This window comes from Candidatus Latescibacter sp. IFSED24, assembly GCF_058273205.1.
In genome coordinates, this window is the sequence record NZ_CM177850.1 from 1,396,937 (window position 1) to 1,414,624 (window position 17,688).

The 17,688-nt window shown below is 65.6% G+C and carries 16 protein-coding genes; 4 read left to right on the top strand and 12 right to left on the bottom strand.

The window, feature by feature from the left end; all coding sequences use genetic code 11:
• The first annotated feature begins 100 nt into the window (after nt 1-100).
• Nucleotides 101-1,207 carry a hypothetical protein gene (locus IFSED24_RS05730; protein ID WP_491334257.1) on the top strand — a complete coding sequence of 369 codons (1,107 nt, stop codon included), beginning with the start codon at nt 101-103 and terminating at the stop codon, nt 1,205-1,207.
• Nucleotides 1,208-1,311: 104 nt separating this feature from the next.
• On the opposite strand, the gene IFSED24_RS05735 is transcribed toward IFSED24_RS05730, so the two are convergent.
• On the bottom strand, nt 1,312-2,727 hold the full coding sequence (locus IFSED24_RS05735) for a FlgD immunoglobulin-like domain containing protein (protein ID WP_491334258.1): 1,416 nt from the start codon (nt 2,725-2,727) through the stop codon (nt 1,312-1,314).
• A gap of 278 nt (nt 2,728-3,005) precedes the next feature.
• Complete coding sequence (locus IFSED24_RS05740) at nt 3,006-4,025, bottom strand: hypothetical protein (RefSeq protein ID WP_491334259.1); 1,020 nt, start codon at nt 4,023-4,025, stop codon at nt 3,006-3,008.
• Nucleotides 4,026-4,285: 260 nt separating this feature from the next.
• Here IFSED24_RS05740 and IFSED24_RS05745 point away from each other — a divergent pair, with 260 nt between their 5' ends.
• On the top strand, nt 4,286-5,110 hold the full coding sequence (locus IFSED24_RS05745; RefSeq protein WP_491334260.1) for a DUF169 domain-containing protein: 825 nt from the start codon (nt 4,286-4,288) through the stop codon (nt 5,108-5,110).
• Between the two features lie 34 nt (nt 5,111-5,144).
• Here IFSED24_RS05745 and IFSED24_RS05750 read toward each other — a convergent pair whose 3' ends face one another.
• Both IFSED24_RS05750 and IFSED24_RS05755 read right to left on the bottom strand, forming a co-directional pair.
• Entirely contained in the window at nt 5,145-7,523 is a 2,379-nt protein-coding gene (locus tag IFSED24_RS05750) for an arylsulfatase (protein WP_491335033.1), read from the bottom strand.
• Nucleotides 7,524-7,611: 88 nt separating this feature from the next.
• The gene (locus IFSED24_RS05755; protein ID WP_491334261.1) at nt 7,612-7,914 is read right to left on the bottom strand and encodes a hypothetical protein; all 303 of its coding nucleotides are present in this window, start codon (nt 7,912-7,914) and stop codon (nt 7,612-7,614) included.
• Nucleotides 7,915-8,097: 183 nt separating this feature from the next.
• Here IFSED24_RS05755 and IFSED24_RS05760 point away from each other — a divergent pair, with 183 nt between their 5' ends.
• Nucleotides 8,098-9,699 (top strand): hypothetical protein, encoded by a 1,602-nt coding sequence (locus IFSED24_RS05760; RefSeq protein ID WP_491334262.1) that lies wholly within the window; start codon nt 8,098-8,100, stop codon nt 9,697-9,699.
• A 59-nt stretch (nt 9,700-9,758) separates the two neighbouring features.
• Here the strand turns inward: IFSED24_RS05760 and IFSED24_RS05765 are convergent, their stop codons facing one another.
• The 4 genes from IFSED24_RS05765 to IFSED24_RS05780 form a co-directional block, all read right to left on the bottom strand.
• The gene (locus tag IFSED24_RS05765; RefSeq protein WP_491334263.1) at nt 9,759-10,874 is read right to left on the bottom strand and encodes a hypothetical protein; all 1,116 of its coding nucleotides are present in this window, start codon (nt 10,872-10,874) and stop codon (nt 9,759-9,761) included.
• Between the two features lie 51 nt (nt 10,875-10,925).
• Nucleotides 10,926-12,350 carry a DUF1254 domain-containing protein gene (locus IFSED24_RS05770; RefSeq protein WP_491334264.1) on the bottom strand — a complete coding sequence of 475 codons (1,425 nt, stop codon included), beginning with the start codon at nt 12,348-12,350 and terminating at the stop codon, nt 10,926-10,928.
• Between the two features lie 79 nt (nt 12,351-12,429).
• Nucleotides 12,430-13,230 carry a neuromedin U gene (locus IFSED24_RS05775; RefSeq protein ID WP_491334265.1) on the bottom strand — a complete coding sequence of 267 codons (801 nt, stop codon included), beginning with the start codon at nt 13,228-13,230 and terminating at the stop codon, nt 12,430-12,432.
• 302 nt (nt 13,231-13,532) lie between these two features.
• Nucleotides 13,533-13,853: a linear amide C-N hydrolase gene (locus IFSED24_RS05780; RefSeq protein ID WP_491334266.1), complete on the bottom strand. Its 321-nt coding sequence runs from the start codon at nt 13,851-13,853 to the stop codon at nt 13,533-13,535.
• A gap of 79 nt (nt 13,854-13,932) precedes the next feature.
• Between IFSED24_RS05780 and IFSED24_RS05785 the strand changes: the two genes are divergently transcribed.
• A complete protein-coding gene (locus IFSED24_RS05785; protein WP_491334267.1) occupies nt 13,933-14,817 on the top strand; it encodes a DUF1295 domain-containing protein in 885 nt (294 codons plus the stop codon).
• 149 nt (nt 14,818-14,966) lie between these two features.
• Here IFSED24_RS05785 and IFSED24_RS05790 read toward each other — a convergent pair whose 3' ends face one another.
• The 4 genes from IFSED24_RS05790 to IFSED24_RS05805 form a co-directional block, all read right to left on the bottom strand.
• A complete protein-coding gene (locus IFSED24_RS05790; protein WP_491334268.1) occupies nt 14,967-15,767 on the bottom strand; it encodes a bestrophin-like domain in 801 nt (266 codons plus the stop codon).
• A gap of 67 nt (nt 15,768-15,834) precedes the next feature.
• Nucleotides 15,835-16,593, bottom strand: a complete 759-nt coding sequence (locus IFSED24_RS05795) for a hypothetical protein (RefSeq protein ID WP_491334269.1) — start codon at nt 16,591-16,593, stop codon at nt 15,835-15,837.
• A 50-nt stretch (nt 16,594-16,643) separates the two neighbouring features.
• Nucleotides 16,644-17,060 carry a hypothetical protein gene (locus IFSED24_RS05800; RefSeq protein WP_491334270.1) on the bottom strand — a complete coding sequence of 139 codons (417 nt, stop codon included), beginning with the start codon at nt 17,058-17,060 and terminating at the stop codon, nt 16,644-16,646.
• A 35-nt stretch (nt 17,061-17,095) separates the two neighbouring features.
• Entirely contained in the window at nt 17,096-17,653 is a 558-nt protein-coding gene (locus tag IFSED24_RS05805) for a YMGG-like glycine zipper-containing protein (RefSeq protein ID WP_491334271.1), read from the bottom strand.
• Nucleotides 17,654-17,688: the final 35 nt, after the last annotated feature.

A 17,688-nucleotide genomic window follows, 5' to 3' on the forward strand; every position in this document is an offset into this window, starting at 1 on the left:
GCCGATATATACCGCAAAACTCCCACGACACTCCCCTCGGACGGACACTATCTTATTCCTCGAAGATTGTTTCCGGCCCCCGTATTGCAGTTTCCTCTTCATGGAAAATCATGATCTGCATAATCCCGCGTGGGCCCCACCCCACTGTCCCTCCCGCAACTGCTTCTACCACAACCCGTTGAACGAAGGCTGGCGCTGGAAACGCTTCGGCTACTACCGACGCAAGCTCCACCCGCACCGTATCCGCAGGTTTCGCTGCCTCGCCTGTGGCGTCACCTTCAGTTCACAGACCTTCAGCACCACCTACTGGCTCAAGCGGCCCGACATTCTCGAGCAGCTGCCCACCAAGGTCACTGGCGGCTCCTGCAACAGCCAGATCGCTTTCGACCTTGGCGTCGCGCCCTCGACCATCGACCGCCAGGTCTACCGTCTCGGACGCCATGCCCTGCTCTTCCACGCACAAATGATGCAGAACAGACCGGTCTTCAAGGACCTGGCCGTCGACGGCTTCGTCTCCTTCGAGCACAGCCAATTTCACCCGTTCCACTTCCATGTCGCAGTCGACAGGAAGACTGCCTTCTTCCCCTACTTCACCGACAGCGAGGTGCGCCGGTCGGGCACGATGACCCCGAAGCAGAAGGTACGACGAACCGTCCTAGAACGGGTCCGCGGCAGGCCCGACCCGCAGGCCGTGCGCAAGGACATGCAGGAGCTGCTGGAGTACCTGACCGAGGGGGCGAGCGAGATGACCATCCACAGCGATGAGCATAAGGCGTATCCCAGGGCGTTGCGGGCCCTAAGCTGTCGTATCCGACATGTGGTGACCAATTCGAAGGAGGTTCGAAACCGGATCAACACGCTGTTCGAAATTAACCTGCTTGACCTGTTGATCCGCCATGGTGAGGCAGAGCACAAGCGGGAGACGATCGCTTACACGAAGCGTCGGAACAGTGCGGCTTACAAGCTGTCGATCTTCCTGGTGGTGAAGAACTACGTGAAGACGAAGCGTGTGCGGGGTTGTGGGCAGACGCCGGCGCAGCTGCTGGGTGTGTGTCGTCGACGGTTGACGGTGGGGGAGGTGTTGGGCAGGCGGTTATTCGTGGGTCTGGTGCGGTTGCCGGAGCGATGGCGGCACTACTACTGGCAGGAAGTCGAGACGCGGGCGTTGAAAGTCAATAGACGGCATGACTTGGCGTATGCGGTGTAAAAGTTGGACTCGGATCCGCCTTAGGGCTGGAAACATTCTGCACGGAATAACAGAGAGGGCCTGGGCGTTGACCCAGGCCCGGAACACATTCTCGTGGGCACAACCTATTTCAGCAGAGACATCGTCCGATGATAGGTCCGGTTATCGGTGATCAGCCGGTAGACGTAGGTGCCGGAAGGCACGCCGTTCCCCGCGCTGTCGGTCCCATTCCAGACCACGGTGTGCTCGCCGGCCGCGACCGCGCCGTCGTGCACGGTCCGCACGTGGCGGCCCTTCACGTCGTAGATGGCCAGCTTCACGTGCTCGTTGCGAGGCACAGTGAAGGAGATGCTGGTCATGGGATTGAAGGGGTTGGGGAAGTTCTGCTGCAGGGTCACGGCCTGGGGCAGGACGTCCGCGGGCTGGTCGTCGATCGGTTCGACGGCAACCGAGCCCTCGAAGGTGATCTTGTAGGCGCCCTGGTTCCACATGTCGTCCTGCCATTGGACCAGGAGCGTGGAGCCGTCGCCGGAGAGGGCGAGGGTGCCCACCAGGTAGTTCGCCTCGAATCCCTCGGGCAGGGCTGCGCCGGATTCCAGGCAAAGCTGCTTGAGCTGCTGCATGCCGTTCTCGGCGTCCCAGAGGAACACGTCCCACTGGCCCCACGGCGGAGGATCGCCGCTGACGCCGCAGACCTTGCCGTCGTCGGAACAGAAGTTGGCGATGCTGCGATGCCACTCGTTGTCGCCCAGGGTGCCCAGCGAGATGACGCCGGTCTCCGCGGTCCAGATCATGGCGCGGCTGTAGTTCCAGCCCGACCCGTCCTCGTAGTACTCGCCGGCGATGAGGCTGCCGTCGGAGGTGATGTCATAGCCCTCGCCCGGCGCGTCGTTTGGATTGGCCAGCAGGTGTGGTCCGTCGACGCTACCCGGGGGCGTGCTCAGGGGATCGTTGTTCCACATCACCGCCCGGCGGCCGCCCCAGTCGGGATGGTGGTCGAAGCCGGTGACGACGGTGCCGTCATCGGAGATCATGGAAGCCCTTACGCCGCCGATGTCCACCATGCCGCTCTCGGCGGTCCACATGAAGGCCACGCCCTGGCAGGCGTTCCAGCCCAGGCCCACGGCGATGGAGCCGTCGTGGTTGAGGGCATAGCCGCTGCCGACGCTGTTGTCGCAGCTGTCGTAGCCGGGGATCCCACCCAGCAGCGTCGGGGCCCAGCCATCCGCTTCGTACCAGATGGCGGGGTTGCGCAGACCGGTGTCGGTATCGTCCTGCGCGCTGATGATGGCCGTGCCGTCGGCCGAGATGCCGACGCCAGCGCTGAGCGGATGGCCGAAGCCGATGTTAGTCCAGGCGCCGGCCTCCCACAACCAGATGTCGCCACCGAAATTGGCGACGATTCGCGAACCATCGTAACTGGCGTCCATGGCGGCCCAGAAGGCCTCGACCGGGTATTCCACGGGCTCCACGGTCACGATGGCTGCTGGCACCGCGCTCGCCATGGCGAGCAGGGCCAGACTCAAGATCAATCGTCTCATGGTCAGCTCCCTGTTTGCGATGGATAGCCCTCCGCGCCGTGCGGTTCCTTCTGCCGAGTCCCGGCGACGGCGGCCTCCATCATGCTCCTCGGGCAAACGTCCCGTTCGCGTGACGTTCCAGGAACGATGTTAGAAGAGAGGCGAAATCGACCACATCAGGAATCCGCAACTTCCACGGATCAATGGTGGTTGCACAATTGGACACTGATATTGGGAAGCGTCCGCACGCAGCGTGCGGGGACCTCGCCAGAGTCTGTCTGCGCGGCTACTTTCGTTGGTCAATCGAACAGCGCCTTCACCCTGCTCCAGGAGTGCCGCTCGGTGGCCACCACGTCCGGAATCCAGAGCACGTATTCGTACTCGTAGACGTCGAAGCCTCCGGGCGGGGTGAACTCCGTGGGCCCCACCCAGAACCAGACGGTAGCGCCCGGCTCGCCGGTGACGAACATGGTGCCTTCCTGGAGCGGTCCCACCTCCACGCTCTGCAACACGCCCACCTCACCGCAGTCCTGCGGCCCCAGCTCGAACATGTAAGTGGCGAACGCGCCGTCGCCTATGATCTCCATGGTGCCGCTGGCGGGCAGGGTGAGCAGGAACCAGTCGGTGTCGCGGTTGGTGGCGCCCTCGAAAGGGTACCAGCCCGACACGCCGCAGAACACATCGTCGGTGATGGTCTGGAACGGCGCGCCCTGGTCGGGGCTGTTGCAGCCCCCGTTGAAGGCGTCGACGTAGTCCACCACGAGGGGCGGCTCCCCCTCCAGCTGGACGTCGCCGCCGGGGCACTCCACCGTGTCCCAGTAGAACTCGTGGAGCTGCAGGTGATACTCGCCGGCGTCGCCGCCGTAGCCGTCGATCACCAGGTAGTAGACGCCGGCGTCGATGAGGGTGATCAGCGACGTGTAGTCGGGGTACCAGTCGTCGTTGCAGTCCACCAGGTTCAGCTCTTCGTCGTAGAGGTAGATCTTGGTGTCGTAGCCGGAGCCGTACATGTCGATGAAAAGGCCGTTGCCCCCGCCCATCCACCATTCGAAGCGGTACACCACGTCGGGCGAGGTGCTGCCTTCGTAGGGGCACGCCTCGTCGTAGTCGTCGGTGTAGCCGATGGTGGCGCCGGTGCCGTCGTAAGGCACGAGGATGGTGACGGCGTCGGCGATGGTGTCGCCGCCCTGGCGCAGCACGGCCGGTTCGGGCGGCGGCGCCTGGTGGTTCGCCGGCGGTTTGGCGGGCGGGGTGGTGCCCAGATCAGCGGCCGGGGCCGCGGCGGCCAGGCAGAGCAGGCAGAGGACGATGAGCTTCATGGGCGAGCCTCCGTTCAAGAGGTCGGTGGTCTCCTGATCCGACCGCGAGCGCCAGCTGGCGGGGGTCGCCGGTGCCGCTGTACAGTCGGCTGGCGGGCTGCGAGGTCGTACTAGATTATATCGGTTCGGACAGGACCGGATCAACCGACCGGGATCCAGTCCGTGCGTGGGAGCCCGGTTCGAAGCCGTTGATCTTGATTGGATTGGCGCTGCCCATGTACTGTCGCAGAAGCGACAGCCATGAAGATTGCGAGGTAGAGATGCAAAGCAAGATCGCGCAGGCCATCAAGCTGCAGACCGAGCCGGTGGCGGTCCTCTGGTCGGACCACAAGCCCGACGACGCCATGGAGTTCAAGCCGGGCAGGTTCGGCTGCGTGGTCAGCCTGTTCGCCACCGCGGCGACCAAGGGTCGACCTGGCGTCTTCAGCCGGGAGACCTTCGGCTGCTGGGGCGGCGGCGTCGGACTCGGTTTCGGCAACCGCTACGAGGACTTTCCCGGCGGCGTCGAAGGATTCTGCCACTTCCTGTCCGAGGGCAACGAGACGAACCAGCGCGGCCGCGCCATCGGCGAACACATGAAGCAGGACCCCGCCGGCGCCCGCTTCGCCGGCACCTACCTGCATGGCGAGCGGTACGTCAAGAACGCCAAGCTGACGCAGGAATTCGTCGCCGATCTGCCGATGATGGACATCCCCACCCGTTACGTGGTGGTCAAGCCCCTGTCACTGGTCGAGGCCGACGACGACATCCAGAACATCTCCTACTTCGTCAATCCGGACCAGCTCTCGGCGCTGGTCATCCTGGCCAACTACGCCCGCAAGGGGCTGGACAACGTCCTGATGACCTACGCGGCCGGGTGCCAGGTGATGGGGATCCTGGCGTACCGCGAGATGCAACGCCATGAACCGCGCGCCCTGGTGGGAATGACCGACATCTCGGCGCGGCGCAACGTGCGCGCCTCTCTCGGCAAGGACATCATGTCGTTCACCGCCCCGCTGCCGTTGTACCGCGAGATGGAAGCCCATGTCGCGGGCAGCTTCCTCGAGGCGCACGTCTGGCGAGGACTGGTGGACGAGGAGGCGTGACGGCCAGCGAGCTCCAGTCGTGCGTCGTCAATCCTCAGTCGTCGTCCGGCGAGCCGACGAAAGCTGGCTGCCCCACCGGCAGGTACTTGAAATAGAGTCTCTTCAGCGTCCCTTCAAACTCGAACGGCGCCTTGTCGAAGTAATCGTCCGCAACCGGCGAGCTGGTGTCCATGCCCACGTCGAAGGTCTCGGATGCGGTGAAGACGGCAGGGACCGTGCGCCGGACTGTTCCGGTGGCCGTCTGTTCGCCGTTGATCCAGAATGTCAGCTGTGCGGGCGCTGCTCTCTGCAGAGGCGTCCGCATCTCGAGCGCGATGGTCACGTCGCCTGCGGGTAGACGCCCGACCTCGATCTTGTCGCGCTTGAGCAGGAGGGCGCTGTACTCGTAGTAGAGCACGCCGTCGAGGGCATAGAGGCTCACGCCGCCGGTGTAGCCGCCCATGGCGAAGATCACGCCGTTGACGCCTGACGGCACCGTCGCCTCGATCTCCGCTCGGAGATTGCCGTTGCGCACGTTGGGCGCCTGGCTCTCGGGAATCCGGGTTATGCCCGCAAAGAGGGTCCACTCTGTGTTGGCGCTGCGCTTCATCTCTTGCGGGTTGAGCCCGGTGTACAGGGCGCCGCCGATGGGCAGGACCTTGTTGTCCTCGGCTTCTTGCATGAAGAGGGCCTTCAATCTCTCGAGCTTCTCGGGGTGCTCGTCCGCCAGGTTGTTCATCAGCGAGTAGTCGCTGCGGGTGTCATAGAGCTCCCACTCGTCCTGCATGGGATCCCAGCTGGTCAGGTCCGGCATCTGCGCCACCCACGGTGTGCGCGGCCCGAAGGTGCTGGCCATCCAGCCCTCGTGGTAGATGCCGCGGCTGCCCAGGCACTCGAAGTACTGGGTCTGCTTCTGCTCCAGGGCGTCGGCCGAGTCGAAGGTGTAGGCGAAGCTGACTCCGTCGATGGGGTCCTGCACGTGGCCGTCCACGACCTTGGGCGGCTCGATGCCGAGGATGTCGTAGATGGTGGGCGCCACGTCGTTGACGTGGGTGAACTGCGGCCGCGGGGTCGCATCGGGTTTGATGCGCTGCGGCCAGGAGACGACCATGGGCGTGCGCGTGCCGCCCCAGTCGGCGGCGATCAGCTTGGTGTAGCGGAAGGGGCTGTCGCCCGCCCAGGCCCAGCCACAGTGGTACATGTTGTCCATCTTCGGCCCGCCGATGGCTTCGAGCCCGCCTAGCTCCTGCGCCACGGCGATGTGCTCGGCGATCGTGGTCGGAATGCCGTTCTGGGCGTTCAGCTCCGCCACGCTTCCATCGAGGCCCTCGGCCGAGGCGCCGTTGTCCGAGACAATGTAGAGGACCAGGGTGTTGTCGCGGATGCCCCGGGCCTCCAGCTCGTCGATCAGGCGGCCGACCTGGGCGTCAGTGTGCTCCAGGAAACCAGCATAAACCTCCATCAGGCGTGCCTGGAAGGCGCGCTCGTCCTGGGGGATGTCCTCCCAGGCGGGCATGCCGTGTGGGCGGGGCGGCCGCTCGGTGTCGGCCGGGATCCAGCCCATGGCCTTCTGGCGCTCGAAGACCCGCTTCTGGTAGGCGTCCCAGCCGTCGTCGAACTTGCCCTTGTACTTGTCGGCCCACTCCTGGGCCACGTGATGGGGGCCGTGCACGGCGCCCGGCGTCCACCACATCAGGAACGGACGATCCGGATTCATGGCGAGGTGGCGCCGCATCCAGGTGATGGCCTTGTCCGCCATGGCCTCGGTCAGGTGGAAGTCCTCATGGTTGTCCACGTGAGGCATCGAGATCGGCGTGGTGTTCTCCCACAGGGTAGGCTCCCACTGCGAGGTCTCGCCGGCGATGAAGCCGTAGAAGTAGTCGAAGCCCCGCCCCGTGGGGGTGCGATCGTAGGGGCCGTTGGCGATCTGCTCCACCGGCGTGTTGTGGTCCTTGCCGAAGGCCGACGTGGCGTAGCCGTAATAGCGCAGAACCTCGGCGATGGTCGCCGATGATTTCGGGATGACGCCCGAATAGCCGTCCCAGTCGTTGGCGAACTCGGCGATGATGCCCGCACCGACGCGATGGTGGTTGCGGCCCGTCATGAGGGCGGCCCGAGTGGGCGAGCACATGGCGGTGGTGTGGAAGGCGTTGTAGGCGATGCCCTCCTCCGCCAGCCGCGACAGGGTCGGCGTCTCGATCTCGCCCCCGAAGGTGCTCGGCTGCCCGAAGCCCGCGTCGTCGAACATGACGATGAGGATATTGGGCGCGTCCTCGGGCAGGTGGCGCGGCTGCTCGCGCCACTGGTGGACGGATTGCTGCATCGTGGGCCCGACCTCGCCGCCCATCGGCGGATCGGGAAACGGCAGGACGTCCTGCGCCTGGGCCGCGACCAGGCCGCCGCCGACCAAGGTCAGGCATGACACGATCGCCATCCATGTGATCGTCTTGTGCGTGATCTTCATCTGCTTGTCCCTTCACTTTTTAAGCTGTCAAGCGACGATCTCGGCCGCACCGTCTGATCTATCGACCAGGACGCCCAGGAGTGTCGGGCCCCCGGTCCGTCGGCCCGGTGGGTGTTCGATCGTCCGGCCAGTGACGGATTTCCGCGGCGAGTTCCTCGAGGAGTCCGGCGTACTCGTCCTGTCTGAGCAACGTGTCCGGAGTATCCTGTCGTCGCAACCGCGCCAACGCGGCCTGGCAGGCCAGGAAGTCGTGGCAGAGGGCCCGGAAAGAGGAGTCGGCCCAGTAGATGCGTTCGAGGACTTCTTCCTGGCCGGAGACGTGTTTCCGGACCATGGCGAACATGTCGAGAGTCGAGCTCATGGATATCTGCCTCCGGAAGCGACCTTGCCGGCAGGCGGACGGGGCGAAAAGGGTTTTACGGTAATGGCATGTAAGTTACACTCGCGAAGACGTTGGCTGACAATCACCTGCAAGATCGATCGAGTCCGTGTCGTGCCTGGAAAAGAGAGTTCCCGCGTTCCACCGGCGCATGAATCGTCCTGCGTGAGGAGTTCGTCCTGCGAACCGACGCACGACGCCATCCGCGAACAGCTCGCGCGCATCCTCGCCAGCCGTGAGTTCCAGGCGACCGAACGGGTGCGCGATTTCTTGCGATTCATCGTCGAGGAGACCCTCGCCGGGCGGTCCGACCAGCTGAAGGGCTACACCATCGCCACGTCCATCATGGATCGCGGACAGGATTTCGACCCCGCGCAGGATCCGATCGTCCGCATCCAGGCCGGCCGCATGCGCCGGGCGCTGGAACGGTACTACCTGGTGGCCGGCAGCAACGATCCGATCATCATCGATGTACCGAAGGGCCGATACGTGCCGCGATTCGCCACCCGCACCGCCAGCGACTGGCCGGCGCGCACATCACCGTCACCCTATCCCAAGCTGCCGCGGTCAGGGAAGCCGGCGGTGGCCGTACTTCCGCTCGAAAACCTGACCGGAGATGCGAGCAGACACTTCTTCAGCATGGGACTTGCCGAAGAGCTGGTCACCGAGTTGAACTCCTACCAGGACCTGACCGTGATCCCTTGCCATCGAGCCCTGGCGGGCGGCAATCCGCCGGCCGATCCGGAGCAGCTCTGTCGCTCGCTCGGCGCCCGGTTCCTGCTCTCGGGATCGATCCGCGGTGACACGGAGGCCGTGAAGGTCGCCGTCCATCTGGTCGAGGCGGCCACGGGTCGCCAGGTCTGGTCCGGAACCTTCAAGCACCGCCTCGAGGCTGCCAGGCTCATCGGGATTCAGGAAGAGATCGCCCACAACGTCGTGGCGACCATCGCGAGCGAGCACGGCATCATCTCCCGTCGCCTGGCAGCTGAGTCACGGACAAAAGCACCTGCCGACCTGAGCACCTACGAGGCCATGCTCCGCTACTACAGCTATCAGATCGCCCCGTCGCCGGACGCGAGCACCAGCTGCTTCGCCGCCCTCCGTGCTGCAGCCGACCGCGAACCCGAATACGGGCCCGTGTGGTCGGCGCTCGCTTCGCTCTACTGCCAGATGTATGGCTGGGACGTGCCCGGGTTCGAGGACCCGCTCGCCACCGGTCTGGCCTATGCTGAACGGGGCGTCGCCATCGCCCCACAGCGTCAGGGCAGCCGGTTGGTCCTCGCCTACGCGCTACTGCTCAGCAACGACCTCGCGGCCTTCGGCGAGGAGGCGGCGAAGACCCTCGCGCTGAACCCTGCGAATCCCTACGCCACCGGCACCATCGGCTACCTGGCCGTTCTCGCCGGTGATTTCGCGCGGGGCCGGCTGCTGCTGGACCGCGCGATGACGTCGAATCCGTTCCACCCGCAGTGGTTCCGGCACGGCGTGTACCTCGAACGGTTTCATGGCGCCGATTACGAGGGAGCCCTCAGGGCCGTACGCGGTCATGACGAGTCGGGATTCTGGTACCTGGCGCTCATGGCAGCCGCGCTCGGAAAGCTGGGCCGGTACGACGAGGCCGAACCATGGCTCGCCAGACTCCTCGCGGAGAAACCGGACCTGCCTGGCCGTGCGGAGGAACTCATCGCACGATCGGTCAAGGAGAAGTCGCTGCAGGAGGAATTCATCGATGGTCTGGTGCTAGCGGGGATGAAGAGGACCGCTTGAGGTGGGTTGTACCATCGAGACTGTGTCCCGGGCCTGGGCCAACGCCCAGGCCCTCTCTTTCAAGCCGCCCGCTTCAACGCATGCCGCCGATTCACTCCCAACGCCGGCGTCTCCACCTCCCCCCAGTAGTACTCCCGCCACCGCCCCGCGAGCCCGACCTTCGACACGAACAACCGACCACCCAGGATCTTCCCTACCGTCAACCGCCCCCCGAACAACCCAGCCTGCATCGCTGGCGTCTCCCCACACTTCTTCGTCCAACGAGGCCGCACGTAGTTCCGCCACACCAGGAACACAGCCAACCGCAGCGCCGCTCCCTGGCGACGCTTCGACCACGCGATCGTCTCCCGCTTATGATTCCCGCTCCCATGACGCAGCAACAGATCCAGCAAGTTGATCTCGTACAGCGCGTTGTGCTGATCTCGACGATCTCTGGAGCTCGTCACCTCATGCCGGATCACCTTCCACGCCGACTCCACAGCCCGGATCGCCGGCGGATACGACTTGTGAGCGTCGCTGCGGATCGTCACCGCCGCCGCATTCCGCGTCACCATCTCGAGCAATTCCTGCATGTCCTTACGCACGGCCCGCGGATCCGGACGCCCGAACTGCTCCTCCAGCTCCTGCCGCCGCGCCTTCTGCCGCGCGGTCATCGACCCCTTCCGCCTGAGCGGGCTGTCGGTGAAGTGCAGGAACATCCCCGTGCGGCAGTCCACTGCCAGATGGAAGTGGAACGGGAAGTACTGACTCAGCTCGAAGCTCTCGAACCCGTCGACGGCGATCACCCGGGACGGCGACATCCGCTGCCGGACCTGCTCGTGGAAGAGCAGGCAGTGGCGGCCGAGGCGGTTGAGCTGGTTGTCGATGGTGGTCGGGGAGACCTTCAGGTCGGTGGCGATCTGGCGATTGGCCATGCAGCCGACGGTCTTGGTCATCAGCTGGGGCAGGATGTCGGGACGTTTAAGGTAGTAGGTGGTCGAGAAGGTCTGTGAACTGAAGGAGACACGGCAGTGCAGGCAGAGGAACCGTCGGATACGGTGGGGGGCGGCCTTGCGGTAGAAGAAGCCCATGCGTTTGCAGGGCCAGGGCTCGGGCAAGTCGTTGTGGAACTTGCAGTCAGGGTTGGGGCAATGTGGGGGCCGCCAATCCTGATGATAGATATGGTGAGTATTCATGCCCCTGATACTGCAAATCAGGGACCGGACACAGTCTCATGGGTACAACCATCAATCTGCCTTGTGGACCCTTGGCGGTGTCCAGCGACCTTCGAGGGCCGCCTCCTCAGGTCCGTAGAGACGCATGACAAGGTAGAAGGGTCCGTCCGGCGCCGGTAGCCAGTTGGCCTTCAGGTCCTCGCCGGGCGAATCCTTGCCGACGTGCAGCACCAGGGAGCCGTCGGCCTCGCGTTTGAACTGATCCAGCATCTCGGAGCTCAGGAGGTAGCGATCGAGCGGATTCTCGATGAAGAGCTGGGTCTTGCCGTCGTACATGGTCAGCGACCAGAAGGCCTTCACCGGCGGGAGCGCCCCATCCGGGAAGGTCATCGTGTAGGCGTGGGCGGAGCCGTCCAGTGGCGCGCCATCGGCGTCGACCAGGAACGTGGGATAGGTGGCCTCCGCCGCCGAGTTTCCGTACAGACCCATGTGGGCGGCCACGGCGCGAAGCATGTCCGGCCTGTCCAGCTGGTAGTTCTTCCGGGCGCTCTCGCCGAGGAACTCCCGCGTCCCGAATATCTTCCCGCTGATCAAGGGATCGCCGGCCTGGCTGGCGATGAACGACTCAATGGCGGCGAAGGCCTCCTCGGCTCCAGCCCGCAACACCGCCACGTGTTCTTCCGGGAGCCTGTCCAGGTGGAAGGTCTTGCCGGGGCCGAGGCCGAGGCGCGCGAGGTCCCGCCAGAGCGCATCCTCACCCGGTCCTGGCTTCTCGAGCAGATCCATCATGAAGTCCAGGTAGGTGAAGAAACGCTCGTCGAACTGCGAGCCCTCCACCCACTCCGGAAACGCGGGTGGGGACTCAGGCTCCGGGGCCGCCTTGCCGAGGAAGGCGCTCAGCGGCACCAGTTCGTACTGCGCCTGGATCGACGCGACCTCCGGCAGGTCGTCCGGACCGAAGAGCTGCGTCCGCGTGACGTTGAAGATGAAGTCGGTTTCGGACCGGATGACCTCGGTGATGTCCGCCGGCGGTTCCCCGTTCCAGTCCGGTCCGGCCAGCAGGTAGCGCCCGGCCGCGTTGCCCGTGGTGAGCGTGCCCACGTAGGCGAAGTTGTGGGTGTAGAGGTCGATGAGCTGGAAACTGTAGTATCGCTCGCCGGCGATCTCCGGCACCGACAGGACCAATGGTTCCGCGCGCAGGTCCACCCAGAACATGCAGTAGGGCGTGTCGGCATTGGGGGTGACGACGGCCCGGTCGTCCGGCGTGAACAGGCGAGCCTCGCAGGCGACCTCGTTGAACGGCCCTTTGTAATCCGGGCTCTCCGTGTCGACCACGTACTGGTACATGGTCTTGTAGTTCATGACCATCGGGAAACCGTAGACGTAGGCATCCCTGGCGATGGCCTGGACCTGCTCGGGTGTCGGCTTCTCGGTGGAATCGCCAGTGCAGCCGCTGATGAGGATGATCAGGACCAGGGCGAGGATCGGGTGTTTCATGACGATTCTCCCTCGTTTCTATTCGTGACCGGCCGACGATCGTGACGGCGCCGGCCTGCGGCCCTCCGACTTCTCGCGATCAGTTGCCCCCACCCGGCGCTGGCAACAGGAACTGCAGCTGCACCCGCAGCTGCCAGTCGGGTCCGACATCCGGCTTCTCGACGAAGGTGTAGGCCTGCGCCTGGACGTTCACCGGCAGCTTGCCCACGAACATGACCTTGCCGCCGCCGGCGCCGAAGGGGACCTTCCAGCGCTGGCCCGACGCGGCCTGCCAGTCGACGGTGATGATCGGTGCGCTGTTGAGGTACCAGCCCCCGCCCAGCTGGTAGACCACGAAGTACTGCAGCAGCCCCTTGTTCACGGCGTCGCGGTCGTCGGCGCCGGCGTAGGACCAGAGGTTGTTGGCGAGCAGGCCCAGCGTCCAGTCGCCGGGCTGCGCCAGGACGACTCCCGAGACGCCGGCGCTCCACTTCTCGGAGCCTCTTTCGGAACCGCCGGTGGGGAACTCCAGGATCGGGCCGACGCCCCACATGGTGGAGCTTCCGCCCGGCGCGTAGAAGGCCGTGAACGAGACGTCGGCCAGGCCGGACGAGCGCAGGCCGCTCTCCGCCGCGACGTCCGGGATCCAGGCGAAGGGGAAGATGGTGCGCGTGATCAGCTTGCCGTCCGCAAGCGGGATGACGGGCTGGATGTTCAGGACGTTCGACGCGCGGTCGTAGGGCCCGAGCCCGAAGTCGGTGTTGTTCTGGAACGGGAAGCTCATCAGGTCGGCGATGGGGTTCGCCGCCTGCTGCGAGAGCTCCTCGCGGGTGGGCTGGGCGGCGAGCTGTCCGGCGGAAAGGACAAGTATCACGGCGATTGAGGTTATCAGCATCCTCATCTTGTCTCCTCTCATTCGTGACGGAGTTACCGGAGCATGGCGACCACATCGGCAGCCGAGCTCACCGGTATCCGCCTCCAGGAGACACCATGGCACATAATGGATGGTAAGTTAAGCTATTAACGGAATACCGTGTCGACACGACTCGGATCCACCCGCGGATCCAAGTGTCATCGCGGCTGCCGCGCCTGCGGAATGCGCTCAGTTCAACATCTCCAGGCAACACACCAGTCACCTGCACGAGGATTCGGAATCGGGCAGGCCACACTGGTTCGTACCGTGGACGTCGACCGGCGACGACATCAGCGGGGCGTCCCATCTTCGTAGTGGAACCGCCCCTGATCGATGGCGTGGGATCTCTCCTCGCCATTCGTGAAATCCAGCCGGTCAAGCAGGTGCCACGGGAAGCCAGGCGCGTTGGTGAGCACACCGACCTCGTTGTCGTAGACGTGCACCTCGCCCTCGTCGATGATCTCGATGACGATGCTGCCCCCGGCCTTGTCGGTGACCCGCCAGTGCGCGGTGGGGGACGGCACGCCGTTCTCGTCGATGTAGATCGGCACGACTGTGATGTCGGCCAGCGCCGCCTTCACCTCCGCCACCGTGGCGAACTGGCTGAGCATCCAGCGAACCAGGCCCGCTTTTCGATCGACATGACGTCACTGGAGAGCGAAGATCGGTGGCGAGGGGAAAGGAGTCCGCATGTCCACGCCCAGCAACACACAAGCCGTGGCCGCGGTCTTGCTGGCGACCGCCGCGGGTGCCGCCATGGCGTGGGCCGGGAGCGCTGGCGGAGACCGGATCGGCGGCGTCCCGGTCTTCGCGCTGTGCGGTGTCCTCGCCTTCGCGGTCAACTGGCTGGCCTTCGTGCCCTCGGCGCTGGCGCGCACCGAGCGCTACTACGACCTGGTCGGCGGCGTCACCTACGTCAGCGTCACCGTGGTGGCGGTGCTGCTGTCCAGCCGCCTCGATCTGCGCGCCTCCCTCGTGGCCGCCATGGTGCTGGTCTGGTCGCTGCGGTTGGCCACGTTCCTCTTCCTGCGCATCAAGAGGGCCGGCCACGACGGGCGCTTCGACGACCTCAAGCACCGACCGGTGCGGTTCTTCATGGCCTGGACGCTGCAGGGCCTGTGGGTGCTGCTGACGGCGGCCGCCGCCCTCGCGGTCATCACCGGCGGCGTGCGTGAACCGCTCGGGGCGGTGGGCATGGCCGGTGTCGCAGTGTGGGCGGTCGGCATGCTCGTCGAGATCGTCGCCGACCGCCAGAAGTCCCGGTTCAAGGCCGACCCCGCCAACGAGGGGGCCTTCATCGACGTCGGACTGTGGGCCTGGTCGCGGCACCCCAACTACTTCGGGGAGATCGTGCTCTGGACGGGCATGGCGCTGGTGGCCGCGCCGGTGCTGCACGGCTGGCAGTGGGCCACGCTCGTCTCGCCCGTGTTCGTGTCGTTCCTGCTGATCGGCATCAGCGGCATCCCGCTGCTCGAGGCGAGGGCCGACGCGCGGTGGGGCGGCCAGGAGCGATACGAGGACTACAAGCGGCGGACGCCGGTGCTGTTGCCGCGACCGCCGGCCCGGCGACGCTGACGCGCCAAACACGCGCGGGTCTCCCCTGCCCCTGCCCATGATTCGTCCGCACGGCAATCCGGAGAGTTACGACCGTGCCGCGGCGGGCGGCTGGACTGCGCGGAAGGGCAACGTCGCGAACGCACGCGATGTCGCGGGATTCCGAGCCACTATTCCCCCGGAACCGGAAGCGCCCCGATGCGGTGCGCAACCGTCGTCATCGGTTCCCGCGAGATATGGAAGAGCTTCTGGCGCGGACGCTCCAGATCCACGATCAGCACGATGACGGCCGAAAAGGCGATGACGAGCACGATCCTCGGCACCATCGTTCGGCTTGCCACCAGGCCGGCGCCGTAGCCCATCGTGGCCAGGCCCAGGAGCGCGATGGTGTAGAGCATCAGCACGATGGTCGCGGGGATGCGGTTCCAGACGGCGGCACGGACTCGTTTCATCTGCACATCGGTCAATTCGGTCAACGCCTGCATGAAACCGGACAGGATCGTATTCGGCCGGTCGGACATGGTCCTCGCCTGCGCCCAAAGTTCGTCCTGGATGGCCTCGGATCGCGCGATGGCCGCTGCCACGTCATCGACGTTCGCCAGCGTCGGAAGTTCGATCCGCACCGCGACATACTCGCGCAGCAACCGGCTGCACTCGTCGCGCTGGGGGTCCGGCAGGAACTGCGTGCGCTGGTAGGTCCGCAGGATCGCGCTGGCTTCGTCCAGCACGAGATTCCGCCTGGCGTCGAACCGCGTGTTCGACATCCCGAAGGTGAACGCCAGCATGAACGCCAGCAGGCCCAGGGTCGAACCCATGATGGCGTTGGTGGGCGTCTTGTCCCCCTCGGCCCGGCGGGCATGCTGCCAGGCGCCGGCCCTGAAACCGATCTCGCTGCCGGCGAACAGCAGCAGGATCGTGCCCACGAAGAGAAGCCACACGGGGCACTGGTCGAGGATCGTCTCGGTGATCATGCGCAGTCCTGCTCCATTCTTGCCGGGCCTGGTCGACCCGGACGATCATCAGACTTCCCGGCGGAGATCAGAAACGGAACTCCATACCCAGGAACAGCCCGCCGAGCCTGGTGTCCAGCTGGATCGATTCCTGCCGGATCTGGTAGCCCAGGACGCGGTACCCGAACGGCAGCCCCACGCTGCCCGAGATATGCAACTGGAACTCCAGCATGAGCTGGTACGTGAACTCGGACCCCACACCGAAGCCCCCGATGTCGCCCCGCATCCCGAACCGCCAACGGTCGCCCAACCCCCACGTGCCGACTGCACCGAGGATCGGATCGACGACCGTGGTGCTTGCTTCCAGGGCCGGGTCCTCGGCGACACGCAGCGACTGGCTGACGTCGAAGAGGCGCACGCCACCCACAAACCTCAGGCCACAACCATGCGCCGGGCCGACGGTCGCGTCCAGCTCGCCGATCGTGGTGTCGAGGCGGAGCTCGGCCGGCACCCGGCCCGTACTCTCGCCCTTCAAGCTGATGTACTCCAGGTCGGCCAGGAAGCCCCACCGTCCCCTGGTGCCGGCCAGCGACACGAAGCCGCCCACGCGCAGGTTGTCGACCAGGTCGCTGAAGTTGCTGTTGACGGGAAACGTGACGTCGCCGGCGGTGACCGACCCCGCCAGGCCAGACAGAAACACGTAAGGCTTGAGCGAGAACTCCCAGGGCACCGTCTCGGTGCTGGGCGGCGTAACCATTCCCGGCGTGGACGCATCCGCGGCCGGCTGCGCGCCGGCGCTCGGCGCGAGCGCCAGGATCACCAGCAGGACGACCACGCAACGGATCATGCCACCAAACCCCCGTGGTCGAACACCCTCACTCTTGGACATCCCCGACATCACGGCTTGGCGTCCGCAGCCGGCATACACTTCCCGAACGCCGACCAGGTCGTCCCGTCCATGGCGATGGAGAGGGTCATGTTGCCGTCCGTCGTCAGGTAGATGCTCCAGGCTCGCGTCCCGTCGATGCCGGCGAGGATCCAGCCGCCGGTCGTTTCATGCACCAGGTCGATCCGGTTGGTCTCGCCACGCCGAGCGGTGGGCGCCAGCAACGTGACCACCTGCTTGTCGATGTCGACGTGCAGGAAGCTCGGCGGCTCGACGCCGCCGAAATCGGGCGCCACGCATTCCATGCCTTCCGAACACTCCACCGCGTCGGTGATGGAGCAGATCCACTCCTTCTCGGCGGCGGCCGCGCCGGCCGCCAGGGCCAGGGCCGATGCCAGGACGAGCACCGTACAAACCATGGTCTTCATGATCGTTCTCCTTGCGGCCGCACCGCGTGCCGCGGCTAGTTGACGGTGTAGTTCTTGGCGCTCATGCAGGCGGTGTAGTTGCGATCCCACTGCTGCAGGTTGCGCTCGAACTCGGCGATGGCCGCGTCCATCTCGGTCTGGGCGCTTGCCCGGGCCCGGCGCGAGCGCATGCCGCCGCCGAGGCCTCCGGCCGTCGCGCCGATGGCGGCGCCCTTGCCGGCATCCCCGGCGATGGCGCCGATGATGGCGCCCGCGGCGGCCCCGCGGGCCGCACCCGAGATCAGGCCACCCTGGGCCTGCTCGGCCGTCTGGGCGGCGACGTAGCCCTTCTCGACGAGGACGTCATAGGCCTCGTAGGGATCCCAATTCGTCTGCTCCGAGGCCCAGCGGTAGCACTCCAGCTGGTCCGTCAACTGCTGCTCCTCGGTCTGGCCTTCACCGGGGTAGATGACACGCTGGGTCGGGTTGGTGCTGGGCGGGACGGTGGACTTGGCCTTTTCGGCTGCAGGCTGCTCGTCCGCCGCCATCACCGTTGCGGCCACGAGGGCCAGCATCAGGGCGATCAGGGTTATTCTCTTGCCGGACTCGAACATGTTGCTCTGCCCTCCTTCAAAGGTTTCCACGCTGG